19 protein-coding genes are annotated in these 16899 nt (G+C 60.8%); 7 read left to right on the top strand and 12 right to left on the bottom strand.

Annotation, left to right across the window (positions count from 1 at the left end; all coding sequences use genetic code 11):
* Positions 1 to 5 precede the first annotated feature (5 nt).
* The 4 genes from ACR0J1_RS12600 to ACR0J1_RS12615 all read left to right on the top strand — a co-directional run bounded on the left by ACR0J1_RS12600 (position 6) and on the right by ACR0J1_RS12615 (position 3914).
* On the top strand, positions 6 to 599 hold the full coding sequence (locus ACR0J1_RS12600) for a CvpA family protein (protein WP_480733163.1): 594 nt from the start codon (positions 6 to 8) through the stop codon (positions 597 to 599).
* 606 nt (positions 600 to 1205) lie between these two features.
* On the top strand, positions 1206 to 2726 hold the full coding sequence (purF, locus tag ACR0J1_RS12605) for an amidophosphoribosyltransferase (RefSeq protein ID WP_480733164.1): 1521 nt from the start codon (positions 1206 to 1208) through the stop codon (positions 2724 to 2726).
* A 252-nt stretch (positions 2727 to 2978) separates the two neighbouring features.
* Positions 2979 to 3227, top strand: coding sequence for a hypothetical protein (locus ACR0J1_RS12610; protein ID WP_480733165.1), 249 nt, complete (start codon positions 2979 to 2981; stop codon positions 3225 to 3227).
* Between the two features lie 42 nt (positions 3228 to 3269).
* Positions 3270 to 3914, top strand: a complete 645-nt coding sequence (locus ACR0J1_RS12615; protein ID WP_480733166.1) for an SDR family NAD(P)-dependent oxidoreductase — start codon at positions 3270 to 3272, stop codon at positions 3912 to 3914.
* A 62-nt stretch (positions 3915 to 3976) separates the two neighbouring features.
* On the opposite strand, the gene ACR0J1_RS12620 is transcribed toward ACR0J1_RS12615, so the two are convergent.
* The 4 genes from ACR0J1_RS12620 to ACR0J1_RS12635 form a co-directional block, all read right to left on the bottom strand.
* Positions 3977 to 4819, bottom strand: coding sequence for an ATP-binding protein (locus tag ACR0J1_RS12620; RefSeq protein WP_480733167.1), 843 nt, complete (start codon positions 4817 to 4819; stop codon positions 3977 to 3979).
* 116 nt (positions 4820 to 4935) lie between these two features.
* Positions 4936 to 5814, bottom strand: a complete 879-nt coding sequence (gene tatC, locus ACR0J1_RS12625) for a twin-arginine translocase subunit TatC (protein WP_480733168.1) — start codon at positions 5812 to 5814, stop codon at positions 4936 to 4938.
* Entirely contained in the window at positions 5811 to 6269 is a 459-nt protein-coding gene (gene tatB, locus ACR0J1_RS12630; RefSeq protein ID WP_480529639.1) for a Sec-independent protein translocase protein TatB, read from the bottom strand. The genes tatC and tatB overlap by 4 nt, the downstream gene beginning before the upstream one ends.
* A gap of 6 nt (positions 6270 to 6275) precedes the next feature.
* Complete coding sequence (locus ACR0J1_RS12635) at positions 6276 to 6491, bottom strand: twin-arginine translocase TatA/TatE family subunit (protein WP_480529638.1); 216 nt, start codon at positions 6489 to 6491, stop codon at positions 6276 to 6278.
* Positions 6492 to 6712: 221 nt separating this feature from the next.
* Here ACR0J1_RS12635 and ACR0J1_RS12640 point away from each other — a divergent pair, with 221 nt between their 5' ends.
* Positions 6713 to 7018 (top strand): hypothetical protein, encoded by a 306-nt coding sequence (locus ACR0J1_RS12640; protein WP_480733169.1) that lies wholly within the window; start codon positions 6713 to 6715, stop codon positions 7016 to 7018.
* A 21-nt stretch (positions 7019 to 7039) separates the two neighbouring features.
* Positions 7040 to 7711, top strand: a complete 672-nt coding sequence (locus tag ACR0J1_RS12645; protein ID WP_480733170.1) for a helix-turn-helix transcriptional regulator — start codon at positions 7040 to 7042, stop codon at positions 7709 to 7711.
* Positions 7712 to 7774: 63 nt separating this feature from the next.
* On the opposite strand, the gene ACR0J1_RS12650 is transcribed toward ACR0J1_RS12645, so the two are convergent.
* The 8 genes from ACR0J1_RS12650 to ACR0J1_RS12685 all read right to left on the bottom strand — a co-directional run bounded on the left by ACR0J1_RS12650 (position 7775) and on the right by ACR0J1_RS12685 (position 15179).
* Positions 7775 to 8932: a peptidoglycan DD-metalloendopeptidase family protein gene (locus tag ACR0J1_RS12650; RefSeq protein ID WP_480733171.1), complete on the bottom strand. Its 1158-nt coding sequence runs from the start codon at positions 8930 to 8932 to the stop codon at positions 7775 to 7777.
* Positions 8933 to 8991: 59 nt separating this feature from the next.
* On the bottom strand, positions 8992 to 9642 hold the full coding sequence (locus tag ACR0J1_RS12655; protein WP_480733172.1) for a protein-L-isoaspartate(D-aspartate) O-methyltransferase: 651 nt from the start codon (positions 9640 to 9642) through the stop codon (positions 8992 to 8994).
* Positions 9639 to 10421, bottom strand: a complete 783-nt coding sequence (surE, locus tag ACR0J1_RS12660; RefSeq protein WP_480733173.1) for a 5'/3'-nucleotidase SurE — start codon at positions 10419 to 10421, stop codon at positions 9639 to 9641. The genes ACR0J1_RS12655 and surE overlap by 4 nt, the downstream gene beginning before the upstream one ends.
* A gap of 120 nt (positions 10422 to 10541) precedes the next feature.
* Complete coding sequence (locus tag ACR0J1_RS12665; RefSeq protein ID WP_480733320.1) at positions 10542 to 11585, bottom strand: ABC transporter ATP-binding protein; 1044 nt, start codon at positions 11583 to 11585, stop codon at positions 10542 to 10544.
* Between the two features lie 122 nt (positions 11586 to 11707).
* Positions 11708 to 12754, bottom strand: coding sequence for a methyltransferase domain-containing protein (locus ACR0J1_RS12670; protein ID WP_480733174.1), 1047 nt, complete (start codon positions 12752 to 12754; stop codon positions 11708 to 11710).
* A gap of 98 nt (positions 12755 to 12852) precedes the next feature.
* Positions 12853 to 13965 (bottom strand): hypothetical protein, encoded by a 1113-nt coding sequence (locus ACR0J1_RS12675; protein ID WP_480733175.1) that lies wholly within the window; start codon positions 13963 to 13965, stop codon positions 12853 to 12855.
* A gap of 2 nt (positions 13966 to 13967) precedes the next feature.
* Entirely contained in the window at positions 13968 to 14747 is a 780-nt protein-coding gene (locus ACR0J1_RS12680; protein WP_480733176.1) for an SDR family oxidoreductase, read from the bottom strand.
* Positions 14748 to 14816: 69 nt separating this feature from the next.
* Positions 14817 to 15179 (bottom strand): SnoaL-like domain-containing protein, encoded by a 363-nt coding sequence (locus ACR0J1_RS12685; protein ID WP_480733177.1) that lies wholly within the window; start codon positions 15177 to 15179, stop codon positions 14817 to 14819.
* A gap of 109 nt (positions 15180 to 15288) precedes the next feature.
* Here ACR0J1_RS12685 and ACR0J1_RS12690 point away from each other — a divergent pair, with 109 nt between their 5' ends.
* The gene (locus tag ACR0J1_RS12690) at positions 15289 to 16893 is read left to right on the top strand and encodes a peptide chain release factor 3 (protein ID WP_480733178.1); all 1605 of its coding nucleotides are present in this window, start codon (positions 15289 to 15291) and stop codon (positions 16891 to 16893) included.
* Positions 16894 to 16899: the final 6 nt, after the last annotated feature.

A 16899-nucleotide genomic window follows, 5' to 3' on the forward strand; every position in this document is an offset into this window, starting at 1 on the left:
GGGCCATGGAAGGTTTTACAATTATTGACGGGGTTGTGGCCCTGATCATCGTGCTGTCGGGCTTGCTGGCCTATTCGCGCGGTTTCATGCGTGAGGTTCTGGCCATCGCGGGCTGGGTCGCCGCCGCAGTTCTGGCGTTCATCTTCGCGCCCCAGGCCGTGCCGCTGGTCAAAGAGGTCCCGGTGGTCGGAGAATTCCTGCGCGACAGCTGCGAACTTTCGGTCATAACTGGCTTTGCTGCCGTCTTCGCTGTCGCGCTGATCATTGTCAGCATCTTCACGCCGCTGTTCTCGTCGCTCGTGCAACGTTCGGCGCTGGGTGGGCTGGATCAGGCGCTTGGGTTCTTCTTCGGCATCGCGCGCGGCATCCTGCTGGTGGCTATCGCGTTCTTTGTCTACGACACGGTGATGACCGGCCAGTCTTACACGATGGTCGACGAAAGCCGCTCGGCCAAGGTGTTCGAACAGTTCAGCGGCAAGATCGAAGAACAAAACCCCGAGGCTGCTCTGGGCTGGGTCACCACTCAGTACGAAGAACTGGTCGCAAGCTGCACCGCCGACAATGCCGCTGACGCGCCGACCGAGGCTTCGGACAGCTGATCCCGCTCACAAAGCACTAAACGTAAGAAGCCCGGCTATGACCGGGCTTTTTCATGCCCGCTCAGACGAACCCTTCGCCGCCGCAGATCGTGCAGCGGATGCTCTTAAGACCAAAACAGCCGTCGCACCGGCTGGGGATCGGCTTGCCGTATTGATCGCGGCTTTTGACCACCTCACCGCTGCCTTTGCAGATCTCACACGGCGCGCGCCCGGACCCACGGCACCGGTGGCACCGCCGCTTGACCGGTTTGTCCTTTGGAGCGTTCTGCTTGTGCTGCCACATGGCTGGCCTTCCACCCAATCCCGTTCGGGAAACATGACAGCACAGGCCAGCCATTTTGTCATCCATTACCCGCGTCCCACAGAAATCCCGCCTGCGGCAAACCGCATATGTGATCCTTTGATGACACGCGCAGCGTTAGGCATTATGTCGGGGCCGTACCGACATGGAATCGGAGCTGCCGATCTTGCTGTATCTGTTCTCACTCGCACTGGGCCCCGCGCTCGTGCAGGCGTGCCATCCCTGCGGGATGCACCGGATACCGTGCCGCACCCTCTCCGACCAAACCGCCAGCCAGACCAAGCCATAGAAAACGGAGCCCGTGTATGTGTGGGATTTTGGGGATCGCAAGCCGGACACATGATGTCTTTGCGGAAATCTATGACGGGCTGCTGATGCTGCAGCACCGGGGTCAGGATGCTTCGGGGATCGTGACCTATAATGGCGAGTTCTTCCGCGAGAAAAAGGCCAATGGTCTGGTCAAGGACGTGTTCAACGCCGGCGACGCCGAGACCTTGCTGGGCCGGGTCGGCATGGGCCATGTCCGCTATCCCACCGCAGGTTCGCTGAGCGCGGCCGAAGCGCAGCCGTTCTTTGTGAACGCACCTTACGGCATCTATCTGGTCCATAATGGCAACATCACCAACACCGAAAAGCAGCGCGAAAAAGTCACTGCCAAATACAGCCGCCATCTGCGCACCACTTCGGATTCCGAGGTTCTGCTGAACGTGCTGGCCGACAAGGTCGCCGATGCGATCAAGGTCAACGGCAATGCCGACCCGATCCACAACCTGTTTGCAGGCGTCAAGATGACGATGGAGCGGGTGCAGGGTGCCTATTCCGTGATCTGTCTGGTCGCAGGCGTCGGGATGCTGGCCTTCCGCGACCCCTACGGCATCCGCCCGCTGTCGGTGGCCAAACGCGCAGCGCCGGGTGATGGCGATGATTATGCTTTCGCCTCCGAGGACGTGGCCTTTGGCATCAACGGCTTTGACAAGCTGCGCGACCTGAACCCCGGCGAAGCAATCCTGATCGATCTTGATGGCAACATGCACGAGTTTCAGGCCGTCGAAGGCCAACTGACCCCCTGCATCTTCGAATATGTCTATCTGGCGCGCCCGGATTCCCTGCTGGATGGGGTCTCGGTCTACAAGACCCAGATGCGCATGGGTCAGACGCTGGCGAAACAGATACAGGACTCAGGGCTTGAGATCGACCGGATCATCCCCGTCCCCGACAGCGCCCGCCCCGTCGCGCTTGAGGCTGCCAAGATCACCGGCATCCCCTATCGTGAGGGTCTGGTAAAGAACCGGTATGTGGGCCGGACTTTCATCATGCCCGGTCAGGCCGAGCGTCAGAAATCCGTGCGCCGCAAGCTGAACGCGGTACCGTTGGAGTTTGACGGACATAATGTGCTGCTGATCGACGATTCGATCGTGCGCGGTAACACCATCAAGAAAATCGTGCAGATGTGCCGCGAGGCGGGTGCAAAAAAGGTCTATATCGCCAGCGCCTCGCCCCCGGTGAAATATCCCAACGTCTATGGCATCGACATGCCCACCCGGCATGAACTGATCGCCAACGGCAAAGAGATCGAGGAAATCCGCGAGGAACTGGGTGCGGATGCGCTGTTCTATCAGAACCTCGACGACCTGATCTGGGCCGCAAAAGAGGGCAACCCCGAGATCGAAGCCTTTGATTGCTCGTGCTTTGACGGCAACTACATCACCGGGATTGACGAGGACTATCTAAACAGCCTCGAAACCAGCAGCCGGGTCAGCAAAAAACGCGAGGACATGCAAGTCGTCGGCGGATCGTGGAACGCGGCCAAACTTGCGTCGGGCTAGCCCTGCCCCTTGAGGCGAATCGCTTTGGCCGGGTGACGCCCGGCCATTGGGATTGACCCCGACCATCGGTCAAAATCCGCCTACAACCTTTTGCTGAACGGGCTGCATTTGCAGCAGGTTCCATTACCCCGTTCAGCCCCCCCCCAAAAAAGCCGGACCAAATGGTCCTTTCGACCCGGTGGCTGCTGTGTTAGCCGGGCGCCCTCAACCACTCACAAAACAGGGTCCGGGCGCGCAGCCCGGCCGCAGATCATGGCAAATACAACAGTCAGCAGCGCCGCCACGCAGGCCGGTGTTCTCAAGAAGAATCTGGTCTCGGTGCTGGGCGTGTTTGGCCCCGGGGCCGAGTTACAGGCGCTCATGCGCCTGTCGTCGGGACGGGTCAAAAAGGTCAAGCCCGGAAGCCGTGTGGGCACGGGCAAGGTGGTCGCCATTGATCAGGACGGCGTGGTGCTGCGACAAAGCGGCCAGAACCGCCGGATCGCCATTCCCGGTAGTTGATCCTGACTTGACGCCCTGCGCGCGCGGGTTCAAACCCCAGTCATGACCGATCAGACCAAAATCGCCCTGATTACCGGGGCCTCGCGCGGGTTGGGTGCGGCCTTGGCCGAGGCCCTCAGCCCCGAGTATCACATCGTCGCCGTCGCCCGCACAACGGGCGGGCTGGAAGAGTTGGACGACCGCATCCAAGCCAAGGGTGGCGCGGCCACTCTGGCCCCGATGGATATCGCCGATCCCAATGCGATGGCGACCCTGTGCCGGGGCATTCATGACCGCTGGGGCAAGGTCGATCTTTGGTTGCATACGGCAGTCCACACCTCGGCCCTGACACCCGCGCATTTCGTTGATCCGAAGGAGTGGGCGAAGGCGGTCAATATCAACGCGACGGCAACCTCGGTTCTGATCCCCTACATCACGCCCCTGCTGGGCGAGTCGGGTCAGGCGGTGTTCTTCGACGATCCCAAGGCCGGTGAGAAGTTCTATGGCATCTACGGCGCCACCAAGGCCGCCCAGATGGCCCTGGCCCGTAGCTGGGCGGCCGAGACCGAGCGGACCGGTCCCCGTGTATCGATTGTCGAGCCTGCGCCGATGCCCACCGCGGTGCGCGCCCGGTTCCATCCCGGCGAAGATCGGGATGCTTTGACCAGCACGGCGGATGAGGCCGCGCGGATTTTGGCGCAGCTTTAGGGGATGGCCCTTGCGGGCCATGCCTCCGGCGGGGATATTTATGGCCAGATGAAGCGGGTGGATCACCCGATATGGACGCCGTTGCGCCCGGCAAGGTCGACGAAGAATTGCCATGCGACGCGGCCCGAGCGTGCGCCACGGGTGGCCTGCCATTCGATGGCCTCGGCGCGCAGGGTTTCTGCGTCGACTTTCACTCCGTGGGCGGCGCAGTAGCGGTCGATCATCGCGAGGTATTCGTCCTGATCGCAGGGGTGGAAACCCAGCCACAGGCCGAAACGATCTGAAAGCGAGACCTTCTCCTCGACCGCTTCGGACGGGTTGATCGCGCTGGAGCGTTCGTTTTCGATCATGTCGCGCGGCATCAGGTGGCGGCGGTTCGACGTGGCATAGAACACCACGTTTTCTGGGCGGCCTTCGATGCCGCCATCCAGCACCGCCTTGAGCGATTTGTAGTGCTGGTCATCGTGGCTGAACGACAGGTCATCGCAGAACAGGATGAACCGGTGCGGCGCGACGCGCAGGTGGTTCAGCAGGCGCGCGACCGAGCCCATATCCTCACGCTGCAGTTCCACCAGTTTCAGATCCGGGTGGTCGGCTTGCAGCGTTCCATGCACCGCTTTGACGAGGCTGGATTTCCCCATCCCCCGCGCGCCCCACAGCAGCGCGTTGTTGGCCTTGTACCCATTGGCAAAGCGGCGCGTGTTGTCCAGCAGCGTATCGCGCGAGCGGTTGATGCCTACCAGCAGGTCCAGATCGACTCGATTGACCTGCGTCACAGGCTCCAACCGGTCGGGCTCAATATGCCACACGAAAGCCGGGGCCGCGTTGAAATCAGGGGCTGCCAGTGGCGCTGGGGCCATGCGTTCCAGCGCGGCGGCGATACGGTTCAGGGCTTGCTCGTCCATCGATTTCTCCGCGGGTGTTTCGGCGAAGTTCAACCATGTTCGACCCGGCACAACAAGGGCGGAACATGAAAAAGGCGCGCCGATGATGGGCGCACCTTTTCAAAGTTTGCAGCGGATTACTTGGTCTCTTCGTAATCCTGCATCATGTCCGCGTCAGCCTCGGCTTCTTCGTCATCATAGTAACCATCAGCGCGCAGTTGCTCTTCCCGCTTCTTCTCGACACGGGCGACGAGGAAGATCGAAATCTCATACAAGCCATAGACCACCACGAAGAGAATGATCTGAGTGATCACATCCGGCGGGGTCACGATCGCCGCCAGCACCAGAATGCCAACCACCGCATATTTGCGCACCGCGCCCAAACCCTCGGCGCTGACCAATCCGGCCTTGCCCATCAGGGTCAGCAACACGGGCAATTGGAAGCACAGGCCAAAAGCTACGATGAACTTGATTGTCAGGTTCAGGTATTCCTGTGCAGAACCCTGAAACACAACGCTCAGCGGCGCGGTGGCGCCTTCGGTCACAGCCTCACCTTCAGCGCCAAACTGCTGAAACCCAAGGAAGAAGTCGTAAGCCAGCGGCGTGACGACATAGAACGCAAAACTCGCCCCCAACAGGAACATGAAAGGCGAGGCCAGCATGAACGGCAGAAACGCGTTCTTTTCGGACTTATAAAGTCCCGGGGCCACGAACCGCCACATCTGCATCCCGATATAGGGGAACGCCAGAATGAACCCGCCCAGCAGCGAGACTTTGATGGCGACAAAGAACCCTTCCTGCGGCGAGATGAAGATCAGCCCGCAATCCTGCCCGCGCTCGGTCAGAACCTCGCACAGCGGCATGGTCAGGAAGTTAAACAGCGGTGTGGCCACGGTGAAACAGATGATCATCCCAATCAGAAACGCGACCACGCTGTGGATCAGCCGTGTACGCAGCTCGGTCAGATGCTCAATCAATGGGGCCGAGCTGTCCTCGATCTCGTCGGTCTTGGTCATGTCTTGCTTTCGGTCTTCAGCGCCGCTTCGGCCTCTTCCGCCTTCGTCAGCGCGTCCGCTGCTTCTTTAGCCTTGCGTTCAGCAGCCGCGCGGGCAGTCGTCGCTTGAATCTTCTTGGCCTGCTCGGCACGCTCGGCAGCCAGCTTTCCGGTCTCGCTGTCGGGATCGAACTTGGTCGGGTCGATGGATTTGGCCACGTCGCGCGCGGCCTCGTTGATCCCGTCCATAGCGGTGCTCACGGGATTGGCCGCCGCATTCAGGCCCTTCTTGATCTCGTTGACGCCAGCCTCATCCGCGGCCTCGTTCATCGCGGTGCTGAACTCGCGCGCCATGCCCCGCGCCTTGCCGACAAAACGGCCGACATTGCGAAACAGCACAGGCAGGTCTTTCGGCCCCACCACAATCAGCGCGACGATGCCGATGACCAGAAGCTCGGTCCAGCCCAGATCAAACATCTAAGCTCAGACCTTGTCTTTGTCGGTCTCGGGCGTGACGTCCTTGGCCAGCTCGGACGCGTCCTGTTCCAGCTCTTCGGTGCCGTCCTTGACGCCTTTCTTGAACGCGGTGATGCCCTTGCCCACTTCACCCATCAACGAGCTGATCTTGCCGCGGCCAAACAGCACCAGCACCACAACAGCAATCAGCAGCAGGCCGGGAAGGCCGATATTGTTAAGCATGTCTTATCTCCTTCTGCGTCGGCGCGGGCGCGCCGGGAACATGATCTGGGCCCGTGTCTACGCCCGGACAGCACCCGGAGAAAGTGAGGCAGATCAATTCTGCGCGTGAAAGTGAACAAATCGCGCATTTTTTGCAGACTCGCATTTTTCAACTGACAGGTTTATGTCAGTTGGAAGGACCTATGACGATCACATCGAAACCCAGGTCAACGGAGATCCAAATGACCCATGTTGCAGAAATCGTCACCTTTGCCCTCGCCCAAGGCACAACCCCGGATGAGTTCGTGAAACTTAGCCAGACAACCGAGGCTTTCGTCCGCGCCGCCCCCGGCTTCGCCCACCGCCAGCTGAGCCAGGGTGAGGACGGCCGCTGGACAGATTATGTTGTCTGGACCGATATGAAATCGGCAAAAGAGGCCGCCGCTGCCTTCATGCAGCAGGATTTCGCTCCCGCCCTGATGGCCGCGATCAACCCCGACAGCGCTCAGATGCGCCACGAGACCGTGCTATGGAACATGACCGCCTAAACGCGGATCAGACGGCGTATCATGCGCCGCACTGACCGCCTGTTCGACATCATTCAGATCCTGCGCGACGGTAAACTGCACCGCGCGCAGGACATCGCGGACCGGCTCGAAGTGTCGGTCCGCACGATCTACCGCGACATGGACACGCTGGTAGCCTCGGGCGTCCCGGTCGAAGGGGAACGCGGTGTAGGCTATATGGTGCGCGAGCAGATCACCCTGCCGCCACTGAACCTGACGCCCGCCGAACTTGAGGCTCTGAACCTCGGCATGGCCATTGTGGCCGAGGCCGCCGATCCCGACCTCAAATCCGCCGCCAATTCCCTTGCCGAAAAGATCGACGCCGTGCTGCCCACGCAGGTCATCGCCGAGGCCGACAGCTGGAAATTCGCCGTCTACCCCTTTGCCGATGCCGCACGCGGGCTGGCCCATATGGCCCCGATCCGCGCAGCGATCAAATCGCGCCAGAAACTGCACCTCAGCTATCGCCGCATCGACGGCACCCTGACCGAACGCACGATCCGCCCCCTGCACATGGAATATTGGGGCCGCGTCTGGACGCTGACCGCATGGTGCGAACTGCGCACAGGTTTCCGCGTCTTTCGCATCGACCTGATCGAAAGCATCACGCCCTTGCCGGAACTTTTCACAGACGAACCCGGCAAACGCCTCAGCGATTACGACCCGAACGGGTGATCCGCCCTTCATCTGGCCATAAATATCCCCGCCGGAGGCATGGCCCGACACGGGCCATTCAGATCACTTCAGATAAGGCTCAGGATCAACGGATTCAAACCCCTGCCGCACCTCAAAATGCACATAGGCATTGTCGCCCCCGCGCAGTGACGCAATCTTCTGCCCCCGTCGCACCCGATCCCCTTTCTTCACGGTGATCGTCTCGACATTGGCGTAAACCGTCAGCAGGTCGTTGTTGTGCTTGACCACAATGATCGGAACCTGATCCGCATCTGCCGTGATCGCGGCGACCGTGCCGGCCTCGGCCGCAGTGACCGAGGTTCCGGGAGGCGCGGCGATGTCGATCCCCTCGTTCTTACCCTTTTTGTAAGGCCGAATGATCGACCCACTCACCGGCAAAGCCAACGCAGAAGACCCGGTATTGGTCGGAGCCTCGGCCGTCACATCCGGCGCAGGCGTCGCGGCCGCCACCTGCTCATCCGGCAGAGGCTGCGTCGCACTCGGCGGCGTCGGGGTCGGCGAGCCCTGCCCCGGCTGGGTCACCGCCGTCGCAGTCGCTGCCGGAGCCGCCGCGCGCGGCGCTGACTGATCCTTGACCGGGATCAGCAGATACTGGTCCTCACGCACGGTGAAATCAGAGCCCAGACCGTTCCACTCGGCCAGCGATTCGACCGACACCTGATAGAGGCGCGAAATGGTATAGGCCGTCTCGCCGCGCTTGACCTTGTGCCGGATCGGCTCGGGGCCTGCTGGCACAGGGGCTGGTGCGGGCTGCGCCGGGGCCAGCGCCGTGGTCTGAACCGACCCGGTATCGGGCGCCTCATCAATTGCGGTGCCTGCGATGCTTGCAATATCGACATTGCTGCCACCACCGACCGACCGCGGCAGGGCCAGAACCTCGCCATCGCGCAGCGAGTCATTGGGCTGCAGCCCGTTGAACCGCGCCAGTTCGGCCACCGGCATCCCGATGCGGCCCGCCACATCGCCAACGGTGTCGCCCTGGCGGGCCACTGCAACCTGATAATTGGGATAGGTGATCACACCGCGCGCGTCTGGCGCGGGACGGCTTGCGGTCGCCCCAAGGGCGGCATCTGCGGTCGAAAACCCGCCGACATTGCCCCGCAGGTCATAGTCATACGGCCCCTCGCAGGCGGCTAAAAGGGTCAGTGCGGCCACGCCTGTCGCACAGCGGCGCATTGCTGATCTGGAAACTGCTCTCATTTTGTCGTCCTCAACACCTGCCCCTGTTCTCCGGGGTTCCGGTACCTTTGAATATAGCTTTAAACGCCGTCTTTTCCCAGCCCTTCCAACAAGGGCACGAAACGAACGGGTAAAAGTTCGTCATAGTCCAGCCCGCTTTCGGTCCGCGTGACCCGGATCAGGGTCTGCACCGCATCCGACTGTCCCACGGGCAACACCATGATACCGCCGATTTTCAACTGGGCCAAGAGCGGCCCGGGCGGGTCCTCGGCGGCTGCGGTCACAATGATACGATCAAACGGGGCCTGTTCGGACAGACCAAACGAGCCATCCGAAAGCATCGCGGTGACATTGGTCAGACCCAGTTCACGAAACAACTGCCCGGTTTCGCGCACCAGCCGCTTGTGGCGCTCGACTGTATAAACCCGCCGCGCCAGTTTCGACAGGATCGCCGCCTGATAGCCCGAGCCTGTGCCGACCTCCAACACCGTATCCCGAGGCCGCACCCTCAGCGCTTGCGTCATCAAACCCACCACCGAGGGTTGGCTGATCGTTTGCCCGCAGGCAATCGGCAGCGGCGTATCCTCATAAGCACGTTCCGCGAACAGACCTTTGACGAACCGCCCTCTGTCGATCTGCTCCATCGCAGCCAGCACGCGCGCATCTGTCACCCCGCGCGAACGCAGGGCAAATAGGAACTGCATCGTGGTTTCTGCGCTTGGTCCGGTCATTCGATTGTCTTCAGCGCCTCCAGCGCATCATGCGCCGTCAGATCAGCCCGCATCGGCGTGACCGAGATATAACCTTCCAGATTCACCGCCGCATCCGTTCCCGGCGCGGTCGGATTGTGCTGATAGCCGCCCTTAATCCACAGGAACCGACGGCCCGAGGGTGAACTGTGCGGTTCGACCGAGAAATGCGTGTCACGACGGAACCCCTGCGGCGCGACCCGCGAGCCCAGAACTTCGTCTGCGGGAACAGGCGGGAAGTTCACGTTGTAAAACAGGCGGTAATCCCCCTGCGCCCCAGGCGTTGCTTCCAAAATCCGGCGCACAAGCGCCGCGCCGTGGCGCGCTGCGGCTTCGAACGGATCATCCAACCCCAGATTGCGCGGGCCAAAGAACTGCGACAGGGCAATCGACGGCACGCCTTGCAGCGCGGCCTCCATCGCGCCGCCCAACGTGCCGGAATACAGAGCATTTTCAGCTGAGTTGTTGCCCCGGTTCACGCCTGACAACACCAGATCAGGCGGCGCGTCCTTCATCACATCATGCAACCCCACCAAAACACAATCCGCCGGAGAGCCCTCGGCCGCGAACCGACGCTCGCCCAGTTTGGCAACCATCATCGGATGGGTGTAGCTGATGCAATGCCCAACGCCCGACTGCTCAAAGGCGGGGGCGACGATCCAGACCTCTCCCTCCGGGCCAGCCAGTTCCTTTGCGATCGCCTCAAGCACGATCAGTCCCGGCGCGTTGATGCCGTCGTCATTTGTCAGAAGAATGCGCATGGCTGCTCTACCCCCGCGTTTCGCCCTTGATAGACCCGCCCTTGCGCTGCGGCAAGCGACCGGCACCCGCAATCTGCGGCATTCCCGCACCACTTGGACGGAAATCGTGACGTTGAGGCCTCAGGCCGGAAACACAAAGCACCGGTCGCGGCGAATGGTCAGCCACATCACCCGACCCTCTTTTGGCACAAAGACATTCGGCACCGTCGCTTTCAGGATCGAGCCGTCATAATCCATGCGGAACTCAATCAGGCTTTCATTCCCCAGAAACCGCGCCCGCTCCACGACGCCACGCGCCGCAACGCCATCGGTGGGCGTGGGCATCGGGCCTTTGCCATTGCGGTCAAAATCCAGCTTCACATGCTGAGGTCGGAACACGATCTCAACATCGGTCTCATCCGGCACGCCCGGTGCCAGAAAGCGCCCAAAGGGCGTATGCGCCAATGCGCCATTAACTTGCGCCTGCAAGACATTGACATCACTAAAAAATGCAACTGCAGCCTTATCCGCCGGGCGCGTGTAAACATTATACGGAGCGCCCTGCTGGACAATCTTGCCGCGCCGCATCAAAGCGATTTCATCCGCCATGCGCATCGCCTCTTCCGGCTCATGGGTAACCAGCAGAACGGCGGCGTCTTCCTCCTTGAGGATCGCCAGCGTCTCATCCCGGATACCGTCGCGCAAACGGTTGTCGAGGCCCGAGAACGGTTCGTCCATCAGCATGATCCGGGGACGCGGGGCCAGCGCGCGGGCCAGCGCCACCCGTTGCTGCTCGCCACCTGACAATTGATGCGGGAAGCCGTCGATGAACCGCATCAGGTCAACCTTGGTCAGCAGTTCCTCGACCCGGGTGCGCTTTTCATCCCGACTGCCTTTCAGGCCAAAGCCCACATTGTCCGCCACGCTCAGATGCGGAAACAGCGCAAAGTCCTGAAACATCAGACCAATCTCGCGCCGCTCGGGCGGCACCCGAAACACCGTGTCGCAGATCAGTTTGCCATCCACGTAAATCTCGCCCGAGGTCTGCATCTCGACCCCCGCAATCATCCGCAACGTGGTCGACTTGCCGCAGCCCGACGGCCCCAGCAAACAGGTCACCTTGCCCGCCTGCACCGTCAGCGAGACGTCATCCACCACCGTGCGCCCGCCAAAGCGCGCAACCATATTGCGGATTTCCAGTCGCGGAGGAGCTGTATTTACGTTCACCGATGGACCCCGTAGCCTTTCCCGATCAAATCCATCGGGCTTGGGCGGGGATAGCAACCCCGCCCCTCAGGTGCAAGGGATCAGCAGCACCCGGTGGACGCTGTGTCGCCCTCAACCACAAACGGGCTGTCGCCGCCGCAGCCTTCGAAGATGCCGTAATGGGTCGAGAAATCGCCGATGAACTCGAAATGCCGGGCAAAGCGCGTGTCCTGCAGCATCATCCATGTGTTGCCGCAAACCGGGAAAACCTTGCCGGTCTCGATTGCATGGTGATCGTCCAGCGCGAATTCATGCGGCGCATTGGGGATCGTGCCCTTGTAAATGACCGCCTGACCGTAATCCTCACAGGCAGGTTCCAACGCAGGCAGTTTAAACAGACGGTAAGTGGCCGAGATGAAACTCAGCGGTGCAACCCGTTGTTCCAGAACCGGATTTTCAATGGTCAACGGGCGGTGCGTTACCCGACGCGGATCATGGAACCCAGCAGCGCGCGACATCGACAGGAAGTCATTCCAATAGAGCGCGCCCGACAGGCATTCGCCATACAGAACCTCATCGTCGGCCATCGCTTTGGGAACCCGGCGATCCGCATAGACGTCCGAGAAATACATCTCGCCGCCCTCTTTTAGCAACCGATGCGCACCGCGCAAAACAGCGGCCTTGTCGGTCGCCAGATTGATCACGCAGTTCGAGACGATGATGTCAAAGCTGCCGGGCTCAAGGTCCAGTTCATCCAGCTTTTCGATATAGCCGTGGTGAAATTCCACATTGCTGGCCGCGTGACCAAAGGCCTTCGCGTGATAATCCTGATGTGCGCGGGCAACCTCCAGCTGCTCGGGCGTCATGTCCACGCCCACGACACGGCCCGTTTCACCCACCATCGCGGACAGGGCGTAAACGTCCCGCCCCGCGCCGCAGCCCAGATCAAGGATCGACATCCCCTCAAGATCCAGCGGCGCGATCAACCCGCAACCATAGTAACGTGTCAGCACATCGTCATGAATTTGCGACAGAATTGCCTTGAGGTGATCCGGCATGTCGTCAGGCGTACAGCAGGCATTCGTCTGCAAATCCGCGCTGCCCTGCAGCACCTCGCCATAGTAATTCTGCACAGCCTCATGCTTCATCGCCGCATTCCCTTTCGTGAGTGGTTGCAACGCAGCTAGTGCAGCCGCCCGCGCGTCGCAATCCGAAGCCGCGCGATCTGACGAAACCGTGACCGGGATCAGGCCAAAAGGTCGAATTCTGTGCTGTTGCGAACGCGACCGTTCACCTGAACCTCTAACCGATGCGGCCCCGGCACCAGCTTGAAGGTCGTGGCATTGCCCTTGAGCTTGTGCCGCTTCGACAGAGACAGCGTGCCATCCGCAAGCACCGCTTGTTTCAGCTTATGCACTTTGGGTGAGATTTTGCCCCCAGGACGCTGAAAATGAATGATATAATCCACCAGAACGGGCTGTCCTGCAGCCCCTCCAAGGGTCACGTCAAAATCCAAGGCTCCACCGATACGCGCCTCTGCGTTCAACGTGATCTCAACCGAAATCTCGGCATCCGGGTCGTATCCTAGCGCTTTCATCGCCCCAGGATGGCCCGCTTTGACCAACCCGCGCAGGGCATGAGAAGTCATCCAATCCAACTCATCCCCCGCCTGGTGTCCGGCCTCTCGCCAGCTCTGCAACCGGCCCAGCACCAGTTCAGGGTCCTTCTTGGTGATGTCGTTCAGATGATTGGCCACCGAGCGCGTAACATAGCGCGTCTTATCGCCATGCAACCGATCCAACAGCGGCAGCGGATCGGACAGGTCCAGCCCGACTGCCTGCCCCCATGGCAGCCTTGGCCGGGTGCCCTCGCTGACCAATCGGCGCACGTGATAGCTGGAGTGGTCACACCACTGTGGCATCCGCGCCATGACCAGATCGGAATGGTGGTTCAGAAACGGGCGGATCGCCCATTCCATCGAGAACCGCTGGGTCAGCTCCTCAAGCACGTCCAAGGCCAGGTCCGGGTGATCCAATCCGACCGAAACGACCCAATCCCCCAAAGGCGCAAAGATGAAGTCGCCGAAATCATCGTCGGTCTTGTCCGGATCAAGCGGCGGAGGCAGCGCCCGCAGGATAACCGGGGCGACCGCTGGCAGGTCGCCCGGAACAGCCTCTTGCAGGCATTCCGCAATCCACGTCATTCGCTCTTTCAACTCAAGTTCAGGCAGGCGTGACATCACCTGTTTCTCGAATGCAACGGCATCGAACGACGCCTCAACATCCGCAAACAACGTACTGAGGTAGCTAACCTTTTCGGCGTTGAATAACTGATCCTTGAGCGAAAAACCCTGCGCCATGGTCACATCGTCAGATTGGTGGCGCCACCATCAAGCAGGATATTCTGCCCAACGATGAACCCGGCATGCTGCGAACACAGGAATGCACAGGCCGCCCCGAATTCCGCCCGCGTCCCATAACGACGCGCCGGAATTGTGGCCGCGCGTTCCGCCCGCGCCTCATCCATCGAAATGCCCTTTTGTGCCGACACCCCGCCATCCAGCGCATCTGCCCGGTCGGTGGCATGAATACCCGGCAACAGATTGTTGATCGTCACCCCATGGGGCGCGACCTGCCGGGATGTCCCCGCAACATAGCCGGTCAACCCCGTTCGTGCCGCGTTCGACAGCCCCAATACAGCAATCGGTGCGCGCACGGATTGCGAGGTGATGTTCACCACTCGCCCCCAACCCTTGTCCATCATGCCCGGCAACAGGGCTTTCATGAATGAAATCGGTGTCAGCATGTTGGCATCCAGCGCCTTGATGAAGTCCTCCCGCTCCCAGTCCGACCACATGCCAGGAGGCGGTCCACCCGCGTTTGTCACAAGGATATCAACACCCTGCGCGGCACTTATTACCTGCGCCTGACCGTCAGCCGAGGTCACATCACAAGCCACGGTCTGCACGTCGATACCATGCTCGGACTGCAGGCGCGCCGCCTCGGCCTCCAACGCCTCGGCCCCGCGCGCATTCATCACCAGATCAACGCCCGCCGCCGCCAAGGCCTCGGCGCAGCCCAGCCCCAGCCCCTTGCTGCTGGCGCAGACCAGCGCACGTTTTCCGCGAATTCCAAGATCCATCCGATCCTCCCTGTCTGTTGTTGCCCGCATGTCTAGCACCGGCCAGACAAAGAAGACCAGAATCGCGCTTTAGTAAAAGAACTCTTCCCGAACGATCTTGCCATCCGCTACGTGGTAAACCGCAACCTCGCGCATATCAAAGCTGTCGCCGGTTTCCTTCACCGTGCCCTTAACCTCGAAGATAACGGCAAAACGGTCTTCACCATGGGCAAAAGGGTCACTGACCGACGCAGCGGAGACCTCATGCGCGCCTTCCCACCATTCGTGCTTGCCACGGATCGCGTCGCGGCCCTTCACCTCACGTCCCATACCCGAATAGTCGACCGCCTCAGCCGAAACGGCATCAGGCGCATAGAGTTTTTCAAGGTTCTCCTTCGCCCGGTTCTCGCGGCAGCCCGCAACCAGTTCGTCGGCAATCTCTTTCAAATTCATCGCTCCACTCCATTATTTGTTCACTATATGTTCTTATAGCCACATGGACATGATTCGAACCACCCCCTTTGTCTTGCCTCGGCGGGTTTCCCCGCCTATACGCGCGAATATGCTTGATACCTCGAACCAACCCTCCCTACCGCCCGAGATCGCCCGGCGCCGGACATTCGCCATCATCTCGCACCCGGATGCGGGCAAGACGACGCTGACGGAAAAGTTCCTGCTGTATGGCGGTGCGATCCAGATGGCCGGTCAGGTGCGCGCCAAGGGCGAGGCGCGGCGCACGCGGTCCGACTTTATGCAGATGGAAAAAGACCGGGGTATCTCGGTTTCGGCCTCTGCGATGTCGTTTGACTATGGGGATTTCCGGTTCAATCTTGTGGACACGCCCGGTCACAGCGATTTCTCGGAAGACACCTATCGCACGCTGACCGCCGTAGACGCCGCCGTGATGGTGATCGACGGCGCAAAAGGTGTGGAGAGCCAGACGCAGAAACTGTTCGAGGTTTGCCGCCTGCGCGACCTGCCGATCCTGACCTTCTGTAACAAGATGGACCGCGAAAGCCGCGATACGTTCGAGATCATCGACGAAATTCAGGAAATGCTGGCCATCGACGTCACGCCCGCCGCCTGGCCCATTGGCGTGGGCCGTGATTTCATCGGCTGCTATGACATGCTGCGCGACCGGCTGGAATTGATGGACCGCGCCGACCGCAACAAAGTGGCCGAGAGCATCCAGATCAACGGGCTGGACGATCCCAAGCTGGCGGAACACGTCCCTGAGCACCTGCTGGAGAAACTGTTGGAAGAGGTCGAGATGGCACGTGAATTGCTGCCTAAGCTCGACCCACAGGCAGTGCTTGAGGGGCACATGACCCCGATCTGGTTCGGCTCGGCGATCAACTCGTTCGGTGTGAAGGAGTTGATGGAAGGCATCGGAGCTTATGGCCCGCAGCCACAGGTTCAATCGGCTGAACCCCGCCAGATCGCACCCGATGAAAAGAAGGTCGCAGGCTTTGTGTTCAAAGTGCAGGCCAACATGGACCCCAAGCACCGCGACCGGGTGGCGTTTGTGCGCATGGCCTCGGGCCATTTCAAGCGCGGCATGAAGCTGACCCATGTGCGGACCAAGAAGCCGATGGCAATCTCGAACCCGGTGCTGTTTCTGGCCTCAGACCGTGAATTGGCCGAGGAAGCCTGGGCGGGCGACATCATCGGCATCCCCAACCACGGCCAGTTACGTATCGGCGACACTCTGACCGAAGGCGAAGCGATCCGGGTCAAGGGCATTCCATCCTTTGCGCCGGAACTGCTGCAAGGCGTCCGCGCGGGCGATCCAATGAAGGCCAAGCATCTTGAGAAAGCGCTGATGCAATTCGCCGAAGAAGGCGCAGCCAAAGTGTTCAAACCCTCAATCGGCTCGGGCTTTATCGTCGGCGTCGTGGGGGCGTTGCAATTCGAAGTGCTCGCCAGCCGGATCGAGATGGAATACGGCCTGCCCGTGCGGTTCGAGGCCTCGCAATTCACCAGCGCCCGCTGGGTCAGTGGGGACAAGGCCGAGGTCGAGAAATTCGTCAACGCCAACAAGCAGCACATCGCCCATGACCACGACGGCGACATCGTGTATCTGACGCGCCTGCAATGGGATATCGACCGGGTCGAGCGCGATTATCCCGCGTTGAACCTCACCGCGACCAAAGAAATGATGACCTGACGCACA

The organism is Ruegeria sp. CJ3 (assembly GCF_056536725.1).

Coding starts and splice junctions, on each gene's coding strand:
- ACR0J1_RS12600 (WP_480733163.1), top strand. CDS start 6: ATGGAAGGTTTTACAATTATTGACGGGGTTGTGGCCCTGATCATCGTG.
- purF (WP_480733164.1), top strand. CDS start 1,206: ATGTGTGGGATTTTGGGGATCGCAAGCCGGACACATGATGTCTTTGCG.
- ACR0J1_RS12610 (WP_480733165.1), top strand. CDS start 2,979: ATGGCAAATACAACAGTCAGCAGCGCCGCCACGCAGGCCGGTGTTCTC.
- ACR0J1_RS12615 (WP_480733166.1), top strand. CDS start 3,270: ATGACCGATCAGACCAAAATCGCCCTGATTACCGGGGCCTCGCGCGGG.
- ACR0J1_RS12620 (WP_480733167.1), bottom strand. CDS start 4,819: ATGGACGAGCAAGCCCTGAACCGTATCGCCGCCGCGCTGGAACGCATG.
- tatC (WP_480733168.1), bottom strand. CDS start 5,814: ATGACCAAGACCGACGAGATCGAGGACAGCTCGGCCCCATTGATTGAG.
- tatB (WP_480529639.1), bottom strand. CDS start 6,269: ATGTTTGATCTGGGCTGGACCGAGCTTCTGGTCATCGGCATCGTCGCG.
- ACR0J1_RS12635 (WP_480529638.1), bottom strand. CDS start 6,491: ATGCTTAACAATATCGGCCTTCCCGGCCTGCTGCTGATTGCTGTTGTG.
- ACR0J1_RS12640 (WP_480733169.1), top strand. CDS start 6,713: ATGACCCATGTTGCAGAAATCGTCACCTTTGCCCTCGCCCAAGGCACA.
- ACR0J1_RS12645 (WP_480733170.1), top strand. CDS start 7,040: ATGCGCCGCACTGACCGCCTGTTCGACATCATTCAGATCCTGCGCGAC.
- ACR0J1_RS12650 (WP_480733171.1), bottom strand. CDS start 8,932: ATGAGAGCAGTTTCCAGATCAGCAATGCGCCGCTGTGCGACAGGCGTG.
- ACR0J1_RS12655 (WP_480733172.1), bottom strand. CDS start 9,642: ATGACCGGACCAAGCGCAGAAACCACGATGCAGTTCCTATTTGCCCTG.
- surE (WP_480733173.1), bottom strand. CDS start 10,421: ATGCGCATTCTTCTGACAAATGACGACGGCATCAACGCGCCGGGACTG.
- ACR0J1_RS12665 (WP_480733320.1), bottom strand. CDS start 11,585: ATGGTTGCGCGCTTTGGCGGGCGCACGGTGGTGGATGACGTCTCGCTG.
- ACR0J1_RS12670 (WP_480733174.1), bottom strand. CDS start 12,754: ATGAAGCATGAGGCTGTGCAGAATTACTATGGCGAGGTGCTGCAGGGC.
- ACR0J1_RS12675 (WP_480733175.1), bottom strand. CDS start 13,965: ATGGCGCAGGGTTTTTCGCTCAAGGATCAGTTATTCAACGCCGAAAAG.
- ACR0J1_RS12680 (WP_480733176.1), bottom strand. CDS start 14,747: ATGGATCTTGGAATTCGCGGAAAACGTGCGCTGGTCTGCGCCAGCAGC.
- ACR0J1_RS12685 (WP_480733177.1), bottom strand. CDS start 15,179: ATGAATTTGAAAGAGATTGCCGACGAACTGGTTGCGGGCTGCCGCGAG.
- ACR0J1_RS12690 (WP_480733178.1), top strand. CDS start 15,289: ATGCTTGATACCTCGAACCAACCCTCCCTACCGCCCGAGATCGCCCGG.